The 18,786-nt window shown below is 57.2% G+C and carries 15 protein-coding genes and 1 pseudogene; 11 read left to right on the forward strand and 5 right to left on the reverse strand.

Annotated elements, in window-relative coordinates; translation table 11 throughout:
* Window positions 1-182: 182 nt before the first annotated feature.
* From dnaX to der, 3 genes are all read right to left on the reverse strand, one after another.
* The gene (gene dnaX, locus ACY692_RS02555; protein WP_462323764.1) at window positions 183-1,919 is read right to left on the reverse strand and encodes a DNA polymerase III subunit gamma/tau; all 1,737 of its coding nucleotides are present in this window, start codon (window positions 1,917-1,919) and stop codon (window positions 183-185) included.
* Window positions 1,920-2,030: 111 nt separating this feature from the next.
* Window positions 2,031-2,948, reverse strand: a complete 918-nt coding sequence (locus tag ACY692_RS02560; RefSeq protein ID WP_462323802.1) for a branched-chain amino acid transaminase — start codon at window positions 2,946-2,948, stop codon at window positions 2,031-2,033.
* 230 nt (window positions 2,949-3,178) lie between these two features.
* The gene (der, locus tag ACY692_RS02565; protein WP_462323765.1) at window positions 3,179-4,504 is read right to left on the reverse strand and encodes a ribosome biogenesis GTPase Der; all 1,326 of its coding nucleotides are present in this window, start codon (window positions 4,502-4,504) and stop codon (window positions 3,179-3,181) included.
* A gap of 264 nt (window positions 4,505-4,768) precedes the next feature.
* On the opposite strand from der, the gene ACY692_RS02570 reads away from it, so the two are divergent.
* The 6 genes from ACY692_RS02570 (at window position 4,769) to ACY692_RS02595 (ending at window position 10,176) form a co-directional block, all read left to right on the forward strand.
* Entirely contained in the window at window positions 4,769-5,086 is a 318-nt protein-coding gene (locus ACY692_RS02570; protein WP_462323766.1) for a hypothetical protein, read from the forward strand.
* Between the two features lie 137 nt (window positions 5,087-5,223).
* Entirely contained in the window at window positions 5,224-5,433 is a 210-nt protein-coding gene (locus ACY692_RS02575) for a hypothetical protein (protein ID WP_462323767.1), read from the forward strand.
* 177 nt (window positions 5,434-5,610) lie between these two features.
* The gene (locus ACY692_RS02580; protein WP_462323768.1) at window positions 5,611-5,760 is read left to right on the forward strand and encodes a hypothetical protein; all 150 of its coding nucleotides are present in this window, start codon (window positions 5,611-5,613) and stop codon (window positions 5,758-5,760) included.
* 28 nt (window positions 5,761-5,788) lie between these two features.
* Window positions 5,789-7,117, forward strand: coding sequence for a putative hydroxymethylpyrimidine transporter CytX (gene cytX, locus ACY692_RS02585; RefSeq protein WP_462323769.1), 1,329 nt, complete (start codon window positions 5,789-5,791; stop codon window positions 7,115-7,117).
* Between the two features lie 180 nt (window positions 7,118-7,297).
* The gene (locus ACY692_RS02590) at window positions 7,298-9,247 is read left to right on the forward strand and encodes an AsmA family protein (protein ID WP_462323770.1); all 1,950 of its coding nucleotides are present in this window, start codon (window positions 7,298-7,300) and stop codon (window positions 9,245-9,247) included.
* A complete protein-coding gene (locus ACY692_RS02595; RefSeq protein ID WP_462323771.1) occupies window positions 9,244-10,176 on the forward strand; it encodes an MBL fold metallo-hydrolase in 933 nt (310 codons plus the stop codon). The genes ACY692_RS02590 and ACY692_RS02595 overlap by 4 nt, the downstream gene beginning before the upstream one ends.
* Window positions 10,177-10,288: 112 nt before the next feature.
* Here the strand turns inward: ACY692_RS02595 and cfa are convergent, their stop codons facing one another.
* Window positions 10,289-11,401 carry a cyclopropane fatty acyl phospholipid synthase gene (gene cfa / locus ACY692_RS02600; protein WP_462323772.1) on the reverse strand — a complete coding sequence of 371 codons (1,113 nt, stop codon included), beginning with the start codon at window positions 11,399-11,401 and terminating at the stop codon, window positions 10,289-10,291.
* Between the two features lie 401 nt (window positions 11,402-11,802).
* Here cfa and aroL point away from each other — a divergent pair, with 401 nt between their 5' ends.
* Entirely contained in the window at window positions 11,803-12,420 is a 618-nt protein-coding gene (aroL, locus tag ACY692_RS02605) for a shikimate kinase AroL (protein ID WP_462323773.1), read from the forward strand.
* 88 nt (window positions 12,421-12,508) lie between these two features.
* Here the strand turns inward: aroL and ACY692_RS02610 are convergent, their stop codons facing one another.
* Window positions 12,509-13,684, reverse strand: a complete 1,176-nt coding sequence (locus ACY692_RS02610; RefSeq protein WP_462323774.1) for an MFS transporter — start codon at window positions 13,682-13,684, stop codon at window positions 12,509-12,511.
* Window positions 13,685-13,766: 82 nt separating this feature from the next.
* Here ACY692_RS02610 and ACY692_RS02615 point away from each other — a divergent pair, with 82 nt between their 5' ends.
* The 4 genes and pseudogenes from ACY692_RS02615 to ACY692_RS02630 all read left to right on the forward strand — a co-directional run bounded on the left by ACY692_RS02615 (window position 13,767) and on the right by ACY692_RS02630 (window position 18,749).
* Entirely contained in the window at window positions 13,767-13,946 is a 180-nt protein-coding gene (locus ACY692_RS02615) for a hypothetical protein (RefSeq protein WP_462323775.1), read from the forward strand.
* Between the two features lie 356 nt (window positions 13,947-14,302).
* A pseudogene (locus tag ACY692_RS02620) lies at window positions 14,303-16,125 on the forward strand (TonB-dependent receptor plug domain-containing protein).
* Between the two features lie 171 nt (window positions 16,126-16,296).
* Complete coding sequence (locus ACY692_RS02625) at window positions 16,297-16,776, forward strand: YfiR family protein (protein ID WP_462323776.1); 480 nt, start codon at window positions 16,297-16,299, stop codon at window positions 16,774-16,776.
* Window positions 16,773-18,749, forward strand: a complete 1,977-nt coding sequence (locus tag ACY692_RS02630; protein ID WP_462323777.1) for an ATP-binding protein — start codon at window positions 16,773-16,775, stop codon at window positions 18,747-18,749. Before ACY692_RS02625 ends, ACY692_RS02630 begins: the two co-directional genes overlap by 4 nt.
* Window positions 18,750-18,786 lie beyond the last annotated feature (37 nt).

The following is an 18,786-nucleotide window of genomic DNA, read 5'->3' on the forward strand; positions in this document are numbered from 1 at the left end:
TATAATTTGGATGAGAGCGGACTGGAACCTGGGGGCCGATAAGAAACGGCCCCCAAAGCGTCATCCCGGGCCTGATCCGGGATCTCCCCGGGTGCCCCGCTAAAAATTATCCGGGATCGAGAAAAGGGCACGGCGCGCCGTGCCCCTCCGGACGTATGGGCTCTGATGGGGCCCTTTGATGGTTAATGCTGCCTGATATCGACAACCTGTGCCCCGAAGGTATCCATGACCTCCTTGACCAGGGGATCGGCGAGGGCCTTTGTGCGGACCTCACTGGGGGAGACATGGGTCTGCTCCCGGGGCGGTTCGACCTGGATATCCATGGGTCTGCCCGCCCACTTGGCGGCAAGTTCACTGAGCCGGGCAACGGTCTCCCGGCGGGAACACTGCTGGTAGACAAACTCCTTGGTGCAAGGGATCCGGATGCGGGCATCCTCGATGACCCCCCGTACCTGCTTGAGGAACATGAATCCCTGGCCGGCATCCCCCTTCATGGACTGACAGAACCCCACAAAGCCGGGCCAATCGAGTTCTCGGGGGGGGGGTGCTGGAGGGACCGGAGCGGGGTCGGTCATGGTTGCCGGGGATCCTTGGGCCGATGCAGGCACCGGGTTGTCTCGCATGGAGTCCCGCCTTGGATCGTCCCGACCGAGCCCCCCCCCATCACCGGCCTCCGGCACAGGTTCCGCACCCGTTCCGAACCGTGCCATGGGTTCTGCCGCAGGAACAGCGGATGTCGGGGAAGCAGCAGGAGCCGCTGCAGGGTTCCCTTCCGGGGCCATCCCGCCCGTCCGGGGGGTGGGCGTCACCCTGCCCAGAGGCAGCAAACTCGGAAGATAGCTCAGATTGACCAGGAGCATCTCCAGATCAAGTCCCGGCTCAAGACTCGTCTGGACCTTGCGCTGGCCTTCGAGGGTCATCTGCCAGCATGCATGGACATGGGCCAAAGAAAACAGGGGAACACATGTCTTCCAAACATCGATCTCCTCTTCTGGGAGATCGATGAGTCCACGGGCCACGTCCCCCATCTGGATAAACAAAAAGAGATTACGCCAGCACAGGACCAATTCGCGCAAAAAAAAGATGAGATCGAGCCCCCTGTCCAGGATCTCGTTCTGGACACGGCTGATGGCACCGAGATCCTGTGCGGCAATGGCCTTGACCAGATCGAGGTACAATTCCTGGTCGGCCAGCCCGAGCACACCGCGTACATCGCCCAGCCGGAGCCCGTCCCGGCCCAGGGCGAGTACCTGGGCCAGAAGAGACATGGAATCGCGTACACTCCCCGCCCCCCTGCGGGCCACGAGATTCACGGCCGGGGACTCGAACGGGATGGCTTCCCGTTCGAGAATGAACGAAAGATGGTCCACGAGCTCTTTTTGGGGAAGCCGTTTGAACACATAATGCTGGCAACGGCTGACGATGGTCTGGGGAAATTTTTCCGGCTCCGTGGTGGCCATGATGAAGACGACGTGCCCGGGCGGTTCTTCAAGGGTCTTGAGCAGGGCGTTGAAGGCCTGCTTGGAGAGCATGTGCGCCTCGTCGATGATGACCACCTTGTACCGACAATCAAGGGGTGCGTAGGCCACGTTCTCCTGGAGCTTGCGCACGTTGTCCACCCCGGTGTTGGAGGCACCGTCGATCTCCATGACGTCGACACTGGCCCCCTTGGTGATCTGGTCGCAGAACCGGCATGCATTGCACGGCTCCGGACCGGGGGCGTCCTGGCAGTTGATGGCCTTGGCAAAAATCCTGGCAATGGTCGTCTTGCCCACCCCCCGGGTGCCGCTGAAGAGATAGGCCGGGGCGATGCGATCCTCGGCAGCGGCCCGGGAAAGGATCGCCTTGATGGCCTTCTGCCCGGCGACCTGGGCGAAGGTTTGCGGCCTGTATTTTGCGGTAAGGACTTCCTTGCTCATGAAAGTGGGGTGCTAAAGGATGATCCTTCAATGATCAACACGGTCGACCGGGTCAACGCGGTCACTCCGGTCGATGCAAAAATAGGGGCGGACACCCAGGTCCGCCCCTACTTACAGAGAATAGTGGGTCAACCACTGGTCGTACTCGGGGTTTTCGCCCTTGACGATGGCAAAAAAGGCCTTTTGCAGGGCCTTGGTCACCGGTCCGGCATGACCGGCCCCGATCTGACGACGGTCCAACTCGCAGATGGGAGTGACTTCGGCGGCGGTTCCACAGAAAAATGCCTCGTCGGCAGTGTATACCTCGTCCCTGCTAAAACGCTGTTCCCGGACCTCGTAGCCCAGATCCTCGGCTATCCGGATCAGAGAATTACGGGTCAGCCCGGCGAGAATGGAACCCAGGGGGGGGGTACGGATGATCCCGTCCCTGACGACGAACAGATTCTCTCCCGTGGCCTCGGAGACGTACCCCTGGGCGTCCAGGAGCAGGGCCTCGTCATACCCGTCCTGGAGGGCCTCGCGTTTGGCCAGGACCGAGTTGACGTAATTACCCGCGGCCTTACTCTTGGTCATCATGGAATTGACGTGCTGGCGGGTGAAGCTGGAGGTCCGGACACGGATTCCCTTTTCCAGGGCCTCCTGTCCCAGATAGGCACCCCAGGCCCAGGTCGCGACGATCACCTGGACCGGATTCTCACCGGGATTGACCCCCATACCGCCGGCACCCAGAAAGACCAGGGGCCGGATGTATCCCTCGGAAAGATCGTTGGCCTTCAGGGTCTCGATGATGGCCCGACAGATGTCTTCCTGGGAAAAATCGATGTCGAACTGCAGAATCTTGGCCGACTCAAAAAGCCGACGGACATGGTCCTCAAGGCGGAACACCGCGGAGTCCTTCGGACATGCATAGCACCGGATCCCTTCAAACACGGCGGTCCCGTAATGCAGCGTGTGGCAGAGCACATTCACGTTCGCCTCGGCCTGAGGGACCAGTTTCCCATCGAACCAGATCTTGCCCGCATCTATCATTGTCATGCCTTCCTTTGCTTAAGTTTGGGAGTGTCGAGATAGAAAATGAACCGTCATAATGTAGGGAATCGGCATTCCCGGGTCAAGATAGAAAAAAAAGAACGTACAGAACAATTGTTCTGGAAGGACGGGATACACGCCACACAGTGCACAAAGGGATTGGACCGGCCCCAAAATAGCCCCGGGCTGTCCGGGTTCCTGCCACGAAAACCGGGCATTGTGCCCCCCTCCTATTTCTTCTTGTGGCTCCCCCGGAAAACGATCTTCAAGGGAACCATGTCCAACCGAAAAAACTTACGGAGCTGGTTCTCCAAATATTTGCCGTAACTCGGTTTGACCAGATCGGGATCATTGACGAAAAAAACAAAGGTCGGGGGTTGGGCCTTGGCCTGGGTCATATAGTACATTTTAAGACGCCGGCCCTTGACCATGGGGGGCTGGTGCCGTTCGGTAACCAATTGGATGAACCGGTTCAATTCTCCGGTCCCAATCCGGGCGGAACATTGCTTGACCAATCTCTGGGCCAGGGAAAAGATCTTGCCCACCCCCCGCCCCTTGAGGGCGGAGACAAAGATCTGGGGGGCATGGCCGCAAAAGGCCAAGGCATCCCGAAGATCCTGCTGGCGTTTACGGAAGCCGTCCTTCGGGATCAGATCGGTCTTGTTGACCACAATGAGAAAGGGAATCTTCTCCCGGTCCAGGTAGGCGATGAGCCGTTTGTCCTGGGCGGAAAGCACCTGTGAACCGTCCAGGACAAAAACGACAACCCCGGCCCGCCTGGCGGCCTGCAGGGCCCTGAGCACACTATAGTGCTCCAGATCGTCATCGATCCTGGTCCGCCTCCTGATCCCGGCGGTATCCACAAACACGTATCTGGTCCCCTCCTTGACAAAGGAGACGTCAACACTGTCCCGGGTGGTTCCAGCGACCGGACTGACAATAAGCCGGTTCTTGCCCACCAGCGCATTGATCAACGAGGACTTGCCCGCATTGGGGCGGCCAAGCATGGCCATGGAAAGACGGGGGCGGGGATCCTCCTCCCCGTGCTCAATCACGGGGACATGGTTCTCCAGCCACTCCACGAGGGTGGACATGCCGTAGCCATGGGCCGCGGACACACCGGCCAAGGGGTATCCCAATGTATAGAATTCGGCTGTCAGACGTTCATCGTGCTCTGGGCCGTCGACCTTGTTCACCAGCAACAGGATCTCCTTGCCGCTTTGGCGCAGATAGGCGCAAACGTCCTCATCCGTTCCCGTGACCCCCTCCCTGCCGTCGACCACGAAAAGGATGATATCCGCAGCATGGATAGCCTCCCGTGCCTGCTCAAGGATCTCCTCCTCCATTTCCCGGGGCGTCTCCAGAACGATCCCCCCGGTGTCGACCAGGGTAAAAGGTTTTTCCAGGTGGGTCACATCGCCGAAAAGGGAATCCCGGGTCACTCCGGACCGATCATGGGTAATGGCCTTTTTCTGTCGTAAAATCCGATTGAACAGGGATGATTTCCCCACATTGGGCCGCCCGACAATGGCGACAAGGGGGAGGGAAACATTCATGGCTGGTATCCTTTTTTGCTTACAGAGGGGATTTCGGCCCCAGGAAAATGGACCCGTTTATCGGACCAAAACACAATGCGCCTGCATCTACAGGGGGGGCATGGAACCGTCAACCGGACCGGGATGACATCCCCGGCCCATTGCGCTATGTCTTTTTTGGACAATGCATTGATATAAATCCTGTATTGCCGCCATCGTTACCCCACTTCCGTTTTTGTACACTCCAATGACATTATTGTGATCAAAACCCCACCATACCCGACCATGCACACAAATTATATAATCAGAGAATCCCAATTCAGCCTGAACGCAACATCCCCCCAAAGAAAAATAGGGGTCAACCCCAAGGCGGTCAGGCTCGACATCGTTCTTGCCCAAGGGGGACCCATCCGCGTCGGATTGACGGACGGGGTCGACGACTCCCGGCTCTCCGAAATCCATACGCTGCACACCGTTCATAGTTTTGACACCTGCGGAATGGCTGGACGCCGTCTCGTCGTCTCCACCACGGGCTCCCTTCCGGCCCATGGGACCATACTGGTTTGGGGCCATGGCAAGGACCCGGACGCGGATCCGTCCTGACCCCCCTTTGACAACCCGCTTTTCCATCCCTATAGATTTTTGCTCCGTTCCTGCCACGCTTTCGGGGCATACAGATTGCAGGACAGTATTCCAAGGACCCACACATACAATCACTACACCCCCAACAAGGGAGAGGCATGCAAAAAACAGTCGAGATTACTATCGAACCCGGCACCCACCCCAAGAACCTTTCAACCAAGGATGCCGAAGAGCTGGACATGCGAATGAAGGCCTTTGAGGTAGCCGTACGCATAAATCCCGCCCTCATCGAAGATTTCATCAACCTTCCAGAACCCATCCACATGGCCTCCCCCAGACGGACCGTTCCATCCGGAGAACGGGAGTAATCGACCTCCTGCACCCATCCATTCTTTGACTCGCCGGATTTATGGTTATATGGTTCCGCTAAAGAATCCTTTCTCCCCGGATTCCAGGATACCGGACCAAGATGCCGTCTCCGGTCCCGGATCCTGGAATCCGGGGCTGACGTCATATTCTCTGTAACCAAAAGGGAGGACCCTGGAATGGATGCCCTTATCATCATTGTCTTGGCCGTTCTCGTCGTGATCGGTGCGTTCTTTTTTTTGGGCATAGGCCGCCCCCGCAACGTCCGGATGAAGACACCCCCCCGGACCAAAGGGGCCTATTCCAAACGTTCACGGCACAAAACCTAGCCACGGCTCCACACCTACGGTCACCCCCATGGGCCTGACCGCCCAGCAAGCCACGAATATCATGGACATAAATACATTGCCCGTCACCCGCCGTACCCTCGGCGGCATGGATTATTTTCTGCTCTGGGCCGGCGTGGCCGTTTCCCTGGCCGAGATCTGGGCCGGAGGATTCCTGGCCCCCATGGGACTATGGCCCGGATTGGCCGCCATCATCATCGGACACCTCATCGGCAACACCCTCATGGCCGGTTGCGGCATTCTCGGTTCCGACCACGGGGTCATGGCCATGACCTCACTGCGCCCGTCTTTCGGCATCCGCGGATCCATCCTTCCGGCCATCCTGAACATCATCCAGCTCGTGGGCTGGGCCGCGATCATGCTCATCATCAGCGGCCATGCAGGGGCCATGCTCGCCAGATTCGCCCCGGTCCCGTCCTCGGAACGGTTCTGGATCGTGCTCATCGGCCTGGGCACCCTGTTCTGGGCATTGTTCACGGAAAAACCCCTGTGGAGGACCCTGCAGAACACGGCCGTCATCGGGCTGCTCATCGTGGTCTGCTTGATGACCGTGGTCTCTTTCAAGGAGATCGGGGTGGCCGCTGCAGTGGACAGGCCCGTGACCATGAACTTCATGACCGGCCTTGATCTGGTCATTGCCATGCCCATCTCGTTCATGCCCCTGGTGGCCGACTACGCCCGGTTCGCCAAGGGGACGAAAACCTCCTTTTGGAGCACATGGTGGGGCTACTTCCTGGTCTCATCCTGGATGTACGTCCTGGGTCTCACGGCCACACTGATCACCGGGGAGACCGATCCGGGCATGCTCATCCTGCGGACCATGGGGTCCCTGGGTCTTGCCGTTCCCGCCCTGGTCCTGGTCGTCTTTTCCACCATCACCTCGGATTTTGCCAACCTGTACTCATCCACCTGCTCGGCCCTGAACATCTCCGACCGGATCAACCCCAAGGGTGTCATTTGGGGGGCGGGTATCCTGTCCATACTGGTCGCCCTGGTCTTTCCCATGGCCCAGTACGAATCCTTCCTTCTGTTCATCGGGGCCATGTTCGTGCCCGTGCTTGGCATCGTCATGACCGATTATTTCCTGCTCAGAAAACGGGCCATGCGGACCAAAGAGCTCGACCGCCCCAAGGGTCCCTACTGGTACTTCAAGGGGATCAACAGGGCCGCCATCCTGGCCTGGGTCGCCGGATTCGCGGTATTCCAGGGACTGGCCGCCATGGAATCCCCCCTGGGATCTTCCATCCCGTCCATCCTGGCGGCCGGGATCGTCTATTATCTGTTCATGCCCCGCGAGCCGGTATCGGATCCTAAAAAAATCGGCGCATCAGGAGAGTAGCTGCCTGCGCAACAGTGACGACAAAACATCTCTTGTCTCCACGTGGTATCCCCGGATGCATCCCAAATCTCGAACCCGGTGGGCATTATTCCGCTACGTCTGGAATAGTGTTTTTTTCTCTGCCCACCCCGAATCCCGAACCCTGTTTGCGTTTTTCCCGGCTTGGCCATAGGTTCTCCCATGCGCTGGTTCCTGAAACTTTCTCTGGGTATCCTCACCGGATTTGTCCTGTTCGCGGCTATTCTGGCGGTTCTCATCGACCCTGACGATCTCAAGCCGCCCCTGTACACCGTTGTCCGTGAACACACCGGGTTGGACCTGAACATCGAGGGACCCCTGGAGATCTCCTTCCTGCCCCGCCCCGAAATAATCCTCAACCGTGTCCGGATCAGCGATCCCGGCCAGCCGGAAAACCCACCCCTGCTTGAAGCCGGGTACGTCGGAGTGGGTCTGTCATCCTGGCCTTTGGGTGCGGACGGTTATGACCTCGGCGATGTGTCTGTCCAAGACGTTCACATGGATTTTTCTTCCCTGGCCCGGACATTCCGCGCCCTTGGCAATGGCCTTAAAAATTCCCAAGAGACCCCACTTCCTGCCGTCTTCCCCCCCCTGCCGTGCACCGATACCGTGCACCTTCCCCTGGATATCCTCCATATCCATACACTCCGCGTGACCAACGCGACCCTCACCGGATTTCCGGCCCTATTCGACACCCCCTCCGCCCCTCCTCCGCTCACAGTGGACCACCTGTCCATCGACGGTCTGGGACAAAACATTCCGGGAACATTGCACTGCAGCCTTACCCGCGACAACCTTGACGTGAACATGAACGGGACCCTGACCCTGTCCAGAGATCTCCGGGCCCTGCTGGTGGAAGACCTCCATGCCCGGTTGGTTGCCGTTGACCTCCCCTTTCTTCCCCAACCCGTCACCACCTCCCTGTCCGGCACCCTTCTTCTCGAGCCGCACTGCGACCGGGTTGTGCTCAGGGCCGTTCGAGCCGAGCTGCCGGGGATCGACATCCTGACCTCGTCCACCATCACCTGGAACCAACCTTCCTGGGAAGGCGGCCTCATCGTCAATGCCCGCCTTCCCGAAACCTTGCATTCCCTGGGACTGGGCAACAAGGCACGCGGCCATCATCCGCGGCAAATCGATCTAAACACACATTGTTCCCTGCATCCGGACACCCTCGTGATCAAGGATCTCCACACGCTCATCGATGGCCAGGCCCTGCACGGCAGAGGCAAGATCACCGGATTCACCCACCCCAAAATCACCTTCAAGGCCTTTGGGGATCGGCTGGATCTGACCGATTATCTGTCCGAGAGCCCTCCTTCGGATCCACCGAACCCGCTCATTTTCTGGTTCAAATCATCCCGGATACGCGGGAGTTTCTCTGCCAATCGGATCGCATGGGCCGGGCTCGCCGCCGAAAATGTCTCCACGCTGATCCGTGCCAACAAGGGCATCCTGCGCATCTATCCTCTCAGAGGACGCATCGCCGAAGGCAACATGGAGGCCAACATTCGGGTCGACCTGAATCCCCGGACGCCCGCAACCACATTCAGGGCCGATCTCACGAACACCAAGGTCCGGGAACTCACAGAAACGCAACCACCTTCCTCCGGCCTGATCGGTTCCATGGACATCTTCATGGATCTGGCCTGGCAGGGTGTTCCCTGGCTGCCCGATCCCGCCACATTGGACGGCCAGGCAACCATTGAAGCATCCAACGGATCACTGGTCGGGCTGGAACTGCCTTGCGAGGCTCCATCGTCCTGCTTGACCGAACGGACACCTCTCCCAACGGATATCATCCCCTTTTCCACTCTGTCAGCCCGGTTTCATCTCCATAACGGGGTCATGGACGGTCGCAGCCTGCATCTCACCTCCGGATCAACCACGATTTCGGGCACGGGAACCTATGATCTTGTGGAAAATGAACTCCGGGGATTCCTCTCCGTGACGGATACTTCACCAGTGACACGAACCATGGAGGTAGGCGGAACCCTGAACCAGCCAACGGCCCGTTTCTTTCCGGCGGAACAGCTTCCACCGGCGTCTCCCGAGCCGAACCCTTCTCCCCCGGCCACTGACACCCAGCGCGCACCGGAGCCCGAACCATGAACATCACCATCCTGGGCACCGAATCCCTGGGAGTACGGGGGCTCTCCTGCCTGGTCGATACCGGGCCCCGGCGCATCCTCATCGACCCCGGAATCGCGCTGGGATACATGCGCCACGGCCTTCTTCCCCACCCCTTCCAGGTGGCCGTAGGGGCCGGGATCAAAAAAACGATAATCCACCACCTCAAAACCGCCACGGACGTGGTCGTCTCCCACTTCCACGGCGACCATATTCCCTTACGCCGGGCCAACCCTTTCCAACTCTCCATTGCCCCCGTAGCCGATGATCTGGCCAGGGTCAGAATCCACGCCCCGGGCAGAAACGGCCTCCCCGGAACCATGCTCCAGCGCCGCCTGGACCTGGAGGAGGCCATCCATCACGAAATCCCGGATGCTCCAGGCCTGGGAGACGGCCCGTTGCGTTTTTCCACCATGGTCCCCCACGGCATGCGGGCGAGCAAACAGGGAACCGTGATGATGACCCGGATCCAGGAAGGGTCGACCACCTTTGTCCACGCCTCGGACATCCAGCTCCTGGACCGCGAACCCATTGACATCATCCGCTCCTGGCGCCCGACCATCGTCATGGCCTCGGGTCCGCCCCTGTATTTGAACCGCTCCACCCCGGACCAGGAGAGCGAGGCATGGAACAATGCTGTTCGTCTGGCCGAAAACGCGGACATCCTGATTCTGGACCACCACCTCCTCAGATGCGACAGGGGAATTACGTGGCTGGAACGTCTCGCCCATACTACCGGGGGCAAGGTTGTATGCGCGGCCACATTCATGCATGCCCGCCCATGTTTCCTGGAGGCCTGGCGGGGAACACTATACCGGGAGATGCCCATCCCCGATGGATGGCATGCGGGATACGCAGCCGGCGATGTTACCACCCAAGATTTCACAACATGGAAAAATTTTTCCGCGTAGGGGAGACAAAAATGGCCCGCACATGCCAACACACATGTACGGGCCGTTTTCTCTTGCAAGGCACCTTTCTTTTCTTCCGACCTACCCTTCCAGATACCCCTTGAGCCCCCCCCTATCTGCACGCCGGCTGACTGCGCCCCTGCCGGGTCATGAGAACCTGCCAGACCTGGATGTCCCTGGCCCGGAAGGCACCGGCGCAGGAGAGGAGATAGTATTCCCACATCCGCTTGAAGGCCTGGCCATACGTCTGGCGCAGGCCGTCCCAGTGGGCCGTGAACCGTTTATGCCAGGCCATGAGCGTTGGATCGTAGTGGGGCCCGATGTTGTGCCAGTCCTCGACCACGAAAAGCCCCTCACAGGCCTGAGCGATCTGGCCGATGGAAGGGAGCATGCCGTTGGGAAAGATATACGTGGTGATCCAGGGGTCGCAGCGCAGATTGGGCACATTCCCCCCGATGGTGTGCAAAAGAAAGATGCCCTTGTCAGCGAGCAGGGAAACGGCCTTGCGCATGAAGGTTTGGTAGTTTTTCGCACCAACGTGCTCAAACATGCCCACGGAGACGATCTTGTCAAAGGTGCCCTGGACATCCCGGTAGTCCTTCTTCTCGATGGTCACGGGGAGTGACCGGCAGAATCCCCGCGCATGGTCTATCTGCTTGTTCGAGATGTTCACCCCGGTGACCCGGCAGCCGTAGTTTTCAGCCATGTACTTGGCCAGACCGCCCCACCCGCACCCGATATCCAGAACATGGTCCCCGGGTTTGAGTTCGAGTTTGCGACAGATGAGATCCATCTTGGCCCTCTGGGCCGTGTCCAGCTCGTCCGTCTCTCCGAAATAGGCGCAGCTGTATTGGAGATAGGGGTCGAGAAAGGTAACGAACAGATCATTGCCCAGATTGTAATGGACCCGGGCCACCTTGCCCGCCCTGCGTTTGGTCTGTTTGTTCAGGATATAGGCGGGCAAGGTTTTACACAAGAGCTTCAGGTTGGTGGAGAGTCGGTTAGCCAGTCTGGCCGCAAGGACCCGAGAAATAAAGGCGTCCACCCGCGGACAATCCCACCATCCCTCCATATAGGCCTCGCCAAGCCCCAGATTGTGGTCGCACAGGACCCGGTCGTAGAGCCGGTCGTCATTGATACGGATGTCCCAGGGCGCGTTCCCCCCAGGGGTGATCCCGGCCTGTTCGAACATGGTCTCCACAAAATTTCTCGACGATTTCCGCATGCTACACCCCCTTGGCGCACTCCTTTGCGCCGACGCCGTTCCTCCCCCGGATCGTGGATTCAACCACACGGGCTTTGGAACCCGTAATTTCTGCGTAACCGATATGTGGTCAGGATTCCTGAATGTTAGCAGCTTACGGGATCATCAGCCCATGGGCTGTAAGCAAAAGATCCTTGTACCGATCCCTCACCAGCACTCACGGTTCCAAGCTGGTTTAAGATAGAATGGTCCTTGCCTCATGCCCGATCCGGATTATACAAGGGTCGGGCTTTCGCAGCGGCCTAAAATGGGTGTAGCGTAAGCCTGAAAAAAGATATTGTAAAGTAGGGGGAGAGCCTTTTTGGCATCGCCTAACAGCCCCCCTGTCCCGCCAACATCGAATCCGACACAATGGAGAACCTATGAAAGATTTCATCTGCGAAAAATTTGAGGTCGACAATCCCGACGAAACCATGGTTTTCGGCAAGACCGAGCACGTGGTCTTTGACCTGGCCGTTTCCAATGTCTTTTTTGTCGGCCTCCGGGGGAGCGGCAAGACCACCATAGCCCAACAGGTCGCCAAAAAACTCAACGTCCCGTTCGTGGACACGGACAGGATGGTTGAAGACGGAGCCGGAAAATCCATCAAGGAAATCGTGGCCGAAAAGGGATGGGAGGAATTCAGAAGCCTGGAGTCGGCGGTTCTAGCAAGGGTATGTTCAGACAGGGGACAGATCGTGGCCACGGGAGGAGGGATAGTGCTCTCCGCCAAAAACCGCGAGCTCCTCCAGCACAGCGGAACCAGTTTCTACCTCATGGGCAATCCCCCCCTGCTGGCAAACCGTATCGAGCAGGACGGGACAACCGGAACACAGCGCCCGGTTTTGAGCGACAGCCCCCTCAGGGAAGAGATGAGCGAGCTCCTCTGGGAACGCGAACCCCTATACATGATGGTCGCCGCCCACACCTTGCAGGCGGAAAAGAACGTGGACGGTTTGGTCGGGGATGTGATCGCGGCGTTATGGCCGGAAGGACGATGAAAAAACGGAGACGGGAGGCGGGGTGTGGACGGACACGGACACACACGGACATGCACGGGCCTCGGATTCCGGACCGGCCGAGTCTGCGTTACTCCCGTCCCCGTTCTCTCTTCCTCTCCGGCAAGGCCCATATGCAGGGCAGACTTGCCAGCGAGACCACCGCGCACCCGCTCAGGGTGGCGGCAAATCCGAACCGGTCCACGCCCCAGCCCACCAGCAGCAACACCAGCGACGTAATCCCGAAGTTCAGCCCCATATACAATCCATTGGCCGCGCCCCGGTTTTTTCCGGCATGGTCCTGGACCGTGGCCAGTAGTACCGGTGAGCAGGCGAACACAAAGATCCCGATACACACCAAACAGGGAAGGACCGCCCACCCGCTGGCCCGCACAAACAGGAGAAGCGAGGCGGGACCGAGGACCATCCCTGCGTAGAGGACCTTCTTGCGGCCGATCATATCGCTGATCGATCCCCCCAGGAGGGATCCGCCTGTTCCCACCAGCTCGAACAGGGCCAAGGCCATCCCCCCCATGATAATGGTATGCCCCTTGCCCATGACCATGTACGTGGGCAAAAATCCGGCCAGGGTTCCGGTCAGAAAGGCTCGGGCCGCCAGGAGTCCGGCCATGGGGGCCATGACGAACCGCAATTCCTTCCAGGCGCTTGCAACTGAAACCCCCTTGGCGTGCTCATGCAGAACGGGGGGAACATCGCGGATCTGTGCGTAGAGGATCAGCGAGGCTCCCATTCCAAAAACCATGAGCCCCCAGACCCCTTCGAACCCGAATACCCCCACGGCTCCGGTCGCCACCACCGGCCCCACACTCCTGCCGAGCTCACCGGCCACCATCCATACGCTCATCCCCCGACCGACCCGTTCTCCGGAAAAACGGGCGATGAACACGGGGCCGAGCACGTGGTACATGGACGCGCTCACCCCTGCCATAAGCAGCATGAGGCAGAGAACCGGATAACTCGTGGCCAACCCGAGACAGGACATGAGCATGGCCGTGACTGCGGGGGCTGCAGCAAATACGACCCTCAAGTCATGCCTGTCCGCCAGGATCCCCAAAAAGGGATTGGCCAATGAACTGGACCTGAAAAATACGGTCAGAAGTCCGGCCAGGGTCATGGAAATGGCGGAACGCTCAATGATCAACGGCAGAAACGGGGCCAGAAAACTCGAATACACGTCATGGACAAAATGCCCGCCGGCTACGGTCATGACACGTTTGGAAGAAGGGGGTTCCGGATACAGGGCCATGGAGTTATTCCTCGTTCAAAAGGTGTGGGAGATCATATGACGACAGGTCACGATCCTGCGCAATACCGGGACATTCCGATCCATGCTGCGCTCCACGGGAGCACGCAAAAAAATCACCCTGGACCTGATCCGGGATCTCCTTGTTCTTGCATTCCCTTTGTTCCTGGAGCGTTGCATGAACCCCAAGAGCCCGTCCTCCGCCGGGATGACGGTCGTCAACGGCAATTCGTCTTCCTGGGTGACAAATTCGTTTCTGGACTGAAAAACATCTGCCCGTGAACGGAACGTTACAGATCTTTCCAAAATAATTGTATTTTTGACTATTGTCGCCAAGAATTGCTGTCAATCATGCAAAAAAAGGATTTTGTATTGCATAATCAATTTCATTATTGTAACGGCACAAAAAGATACCGATACTGTCTATCGGTTTTGCCTTACCATTGCCCTAGTCGCTAAAATGGCATCATCTTCGAAAAAAAGATCTTGGGTATTATAATGAAATCGTATTTTGTCTTACATTCAATTGTCTTTGCTACACTGCTCTACATTCCATTTGGGTATTTGTATCCACCATACTGTTGTGCCTATGAGGACCAAGAACTCAACAAACTCAAACGCATGGAGCTGGAAGATCTCCTCACCCACCCCGTGACCTCGGTCTCCAAATGTCCGGAATCACAGTTCCAGGCAGGCGCGGCCGTGTATGTCATGACCAGCGGATCCATCCGACGTTCAGGGGCGACGAATCTTCCGGACCTGCTCCGCCTGGTTCCGGGCATCCAGGTGGCCCGACTCGACGCCAACAAATGGGCCATTTCCTGCCGCGGATTCAACGGCAGATTCTCCAACAAACTCAAGGTGCTCATGGATGGCAGGGAACTCTACACCAGCGGATTTTCCGGAGTTCTGTGGAGCAGGCACGGTATCATCCTCAAAGATATCGAAAGGATCGAAATCGTTCGGGGACCGGGGGCATCACTCTGGGGGACCAATGCGGTCAACGGGGTGATCAACATCATCACCAAAAAGGCCTCCGGGACCCAAGGGGGACATATATCCTCACTTGTAGGGAATGAAGAGCAAAGCTTGGAGGGCCGTATCGGAGGCAGGACAGGACCGAATACCTTCTACCGCGTTCATGTCAAGGGGCGCAATGGCGATTCGGGTGGAAATACATCCGTCGCCTCTCATGACGGCTCGAAGGATGCTCGGGGCGGTTTCCGCATGGACTGGGAGCCGCTGGGCAGAAACGAGGCCTCATTCCAGGGAGACGTCTACGCGGGTTCCTTTGACCAGACCATTGCCCTGCCGGAAACAGCCGTTCCATCCTCCTGGGATAACAAGGAGGAATCGATTCGAAAAAATGGGGGCAATCTCAATTTCCGCTACGCTCGACACCATTCCCATTCATCAACGACCCGATTCCAATTGTACTACGACCGACTTCTCCACGACGAAACCGTCACCCGATATACCAGCGGTGTGGTCAAAGGCTACCTCCAGCACGCCTGCAATCCTTTACAGGGACACGAACTTGTCATGGGCATGGCCATCAAGATGACCCGGACCGGATTCGAAAACACCGACATTGTCACCTTCTCGGATCCCACATCGACGAGGACGCTGTACTCGGGTTTCATCCAGGACAAAATCGATCTGTACGAACAGATCCTGCACTGCACGCTGGGAACCCGATACGAATATGACGAAGACTGGGGTGATGCTCTAGAACCGACAATCCGTCTCGTCTTCAGTCCCAACGAGATGCATACACTCTGGGGATCGGTCTCACATGCCGTGCGATCTCCTTCAGTGGGGGCAAGGAGTTCGGCAAGGAACGTCTCACAGCCTTTGAGTTGGGATACAGAATTTCCCCATGCCATGAGATCTCGTTTGATATCGCATATTTTGACAATCGGTACGACGACTTACGCACGGCCTCCGTGGACATCTCCACCATGGCATCGGGGGTACTGGACGTCGGCTTGACCAACAAGATGACCGGCCATGCCTATGGAGGAGAAGCGGTGCTCGACTGGCACCCGTTCGAACAGTGGAGGATGCAGGCCTCCTACGCGCTGCTCGTGATGGAGCTTGAAATAGACGGCCAACCCACAGACAGGCCTGCCATGGATAACGAGGGGGATTCGCCCAAAAATCAAATCGTTATCAGATCCCTGCTGGATCTGAGCAAAGAGGTCCAATTGGATATGGCTACCAGATATGTGGACAGCCTGCACATTTCCTCAGAGGAACGCATCCCCTCTTATGTAGGCCTTGACATCCGGCTGGCCTGGCGTCCCCGTCCGGGAGTGGAGTTCTCCCTGGTCGGCCGGGACCTCCTTGAGGATGAACACCAGGAATTCTTTCCCCAGGCCCTGCAGGTGGTTCCGACAACAGTCCAACGCAGCGTCCATGCAACCATGACGTTTACGTTCTAACCGACCATGAACATACAGCGCATAAACCTCTGTTCCCGTCTTTACGACACCTCATTGCCACTCCCGACAGAACGGTGGTGTCTTTCGAGGGCATACCCGCTCATTCTTGCACTCACGGCTTTATTCCTCATATTTTCGGGACACCCATCCCAAGCCCTTGCCCAGCCATCCATGGCCGATGCGAACAAGGTCAGGGCTACCTATCTGTACAACCTGATCTGGTTTGTCGACTGGGACCAACACGACCTTGGTCCTTCTCAATCCCCCTTCAACATCCTGGTCATGGGAGATGCTCCCATGGCTTCAGACATCAAAAAACTGACCCGGGGAGAATCCTTTCTGGACCATCCCCTTGTTGTGACGGATACGCCGGTGCTTTCCCTTGCCGACTACAGAATCATCCATATTCCTCGGGACTTCGACTCCAGAATAGGAGATATTCTGGCCCAGACCAAGGACAGCCAGACCCTGATTACCGGCAACGACATGGAATGTCTCCGCCAGGGGGGCATGGTCGCCTTCGTCCGCATAGAGTCCACCCTCAAAATATACGTCAACCTTCAGGCCATTGAGCGAGCGCATATCAGACTCAGCGCCAAACTTCTCAAGATCGCGACCCACATCGCACCCCTCCCGGAGGTACGTCAGTGAAACACTTTTTTGAAAAACTTCCTCTGCAGGCCAAGCTCAACCTTTTCGCCGGTTGTGTATGCGTGTTCGTTCTTTTCGTGATAAGCGTCTTCTTCTGCACCCAACGAATCATGGAGTACAAAAAGGACCTCCTGAACACGGTAGGAATGGGTTTGGAAATGGTTTCCAACAATGTCTCTGCGGCATTATTGTTCAACGACCACAACACGGCCGAAGAGATCCTCGACAGTTTCAACGCTTTCGATATTGTCGAACAAGCCCACATCTTGGATACAAATGGCAAGATTTTTGCTAGCTATACCAAGCCGAACGCAAAATCCCCTGAGATAAAAACACAGATTGCATTCCTCGGGGCCAAGGGGATTCCTACGCAGGGAGGAACGTACCTATTCATGGACAGAACAGTGCGGTTCGCCAAACCCATCCTTATGGGAGGCAGAAAATTGGGTAGTTTGTTCGTTATTGCGAGTATGCAGGGAATCTTCTCGAACGTTCGCACATTCGTCGTCATCACCCTAGCAGTCGCCGCCCTGGTTTCTTTGATTGCCTTTTATTTGAACAAAAAAATACTAAAAAAAATTTTACGCCCCATCAGAGAATTGGCCCAAGTCGTCAAGACCGTTTCCCAAACCAAGAACTACGGATTACGAGTGCCTCTGCGATCAACCGACGATCTGGGCAAGGTCATGGATGGCTTCAACAGCATGCTCGGGATTATCGAACAGCATAATAGTACGCTGAACAAGGCCCTCAAAGCTGCAACCGGGGCAAAGCAACAGGCCCAAGAGGCCAACGAATCCAAATCCCGTTTCCTGGCCAACATGAGTCACGAGATCCGCACCCCCATGAACGGAGTTCTGGGCATGATCCAGGTATTGCAAAAGACGGAACTCACGGACCAACAGTACAAGTGTTCGGAACTGATCCGTATTTCAGGAGAGAATCTGCTTTCCCTGATCAACGATCTGCTCGATTTTTCCAAAATCGAGGCCGGCAAAATGGATTTGGTCCTCAAGGATTTCGACCCATATACCCTTTTCAGGGAACTCCACGAAATGATGAGCGTGCAGGCTAAAGACAAAAATCTGGTTCTGTCCACCATCATGTGCACGGATATTCCCATTACGTTTGAGGGAGATACCGACCGCATCCGCCAGATAGTCGTCAATCTGGTGGGCAACGCCATCAAATTCACCAATACCGGGCATGTCATGATCAATGTCGTGCCAGAAGAATCCTCGGATTACGGAATCAGACTGGGAATCGAGATACGGGATACGGGCATCGGCATCCCGGAAGAACTGCAGGGGAGTATCTTCGAAAGCTTTGTCCAGGCCGACAGTTCGGCAACCCGAAACTTCGGAGGCACGGGGTTGGGCCTGGCCGTGACCAAACAACTGGTGTCCATGATGCACGGGGATATCCAACTGTCCAGCAAACCGAACAGGGGATCGATCTTCCGGCTTTCCCTTCCTCTTGGCATAAAAAAAGGCACCCCGGGATTTCCGGTTACCTTTTCCCGACCGGCTCCCGCTCTGGAACCGGCTCGTCATTCTGTGCAATCAGCTAGGAATCATACAGAGGATGCGGTCAAGCTCCTCATCGCCGAGGACAACGAAGTCAACCAGGAGGTTCTGGTTGACGTTCTGGAATTCATGGACTGCTCCGTGACCCTGGCCATGGATGGAAAAAAAGCCGTCTACCTGGCATCCAGACAACGGTTCGACATGATCCTCATGGACTGCCAGATGCCGGTCATGGACGGATTCGAAGCCACACGACGCATTCGAGCCCTTGACGACCCGGACCTTGCCAACGTCCCCATCGTGGCCATGACGGCACTGACCCAGAACAAAGACAGACAGGCCTGCTTCGATGCAGGGATGGACGACTACCAGAGCAAACCCTTTTCCCTGGATACGTTAGAGGCGTGTATCGGAAAGTGGACCGGGCGGTTGCAGGAGACGGGATGAAATGGAAAGGACACATCCTCTATCTCCTATCCCGCAT

This window comes from Desulfoplanes sp., from assembly GCF_054921335.1.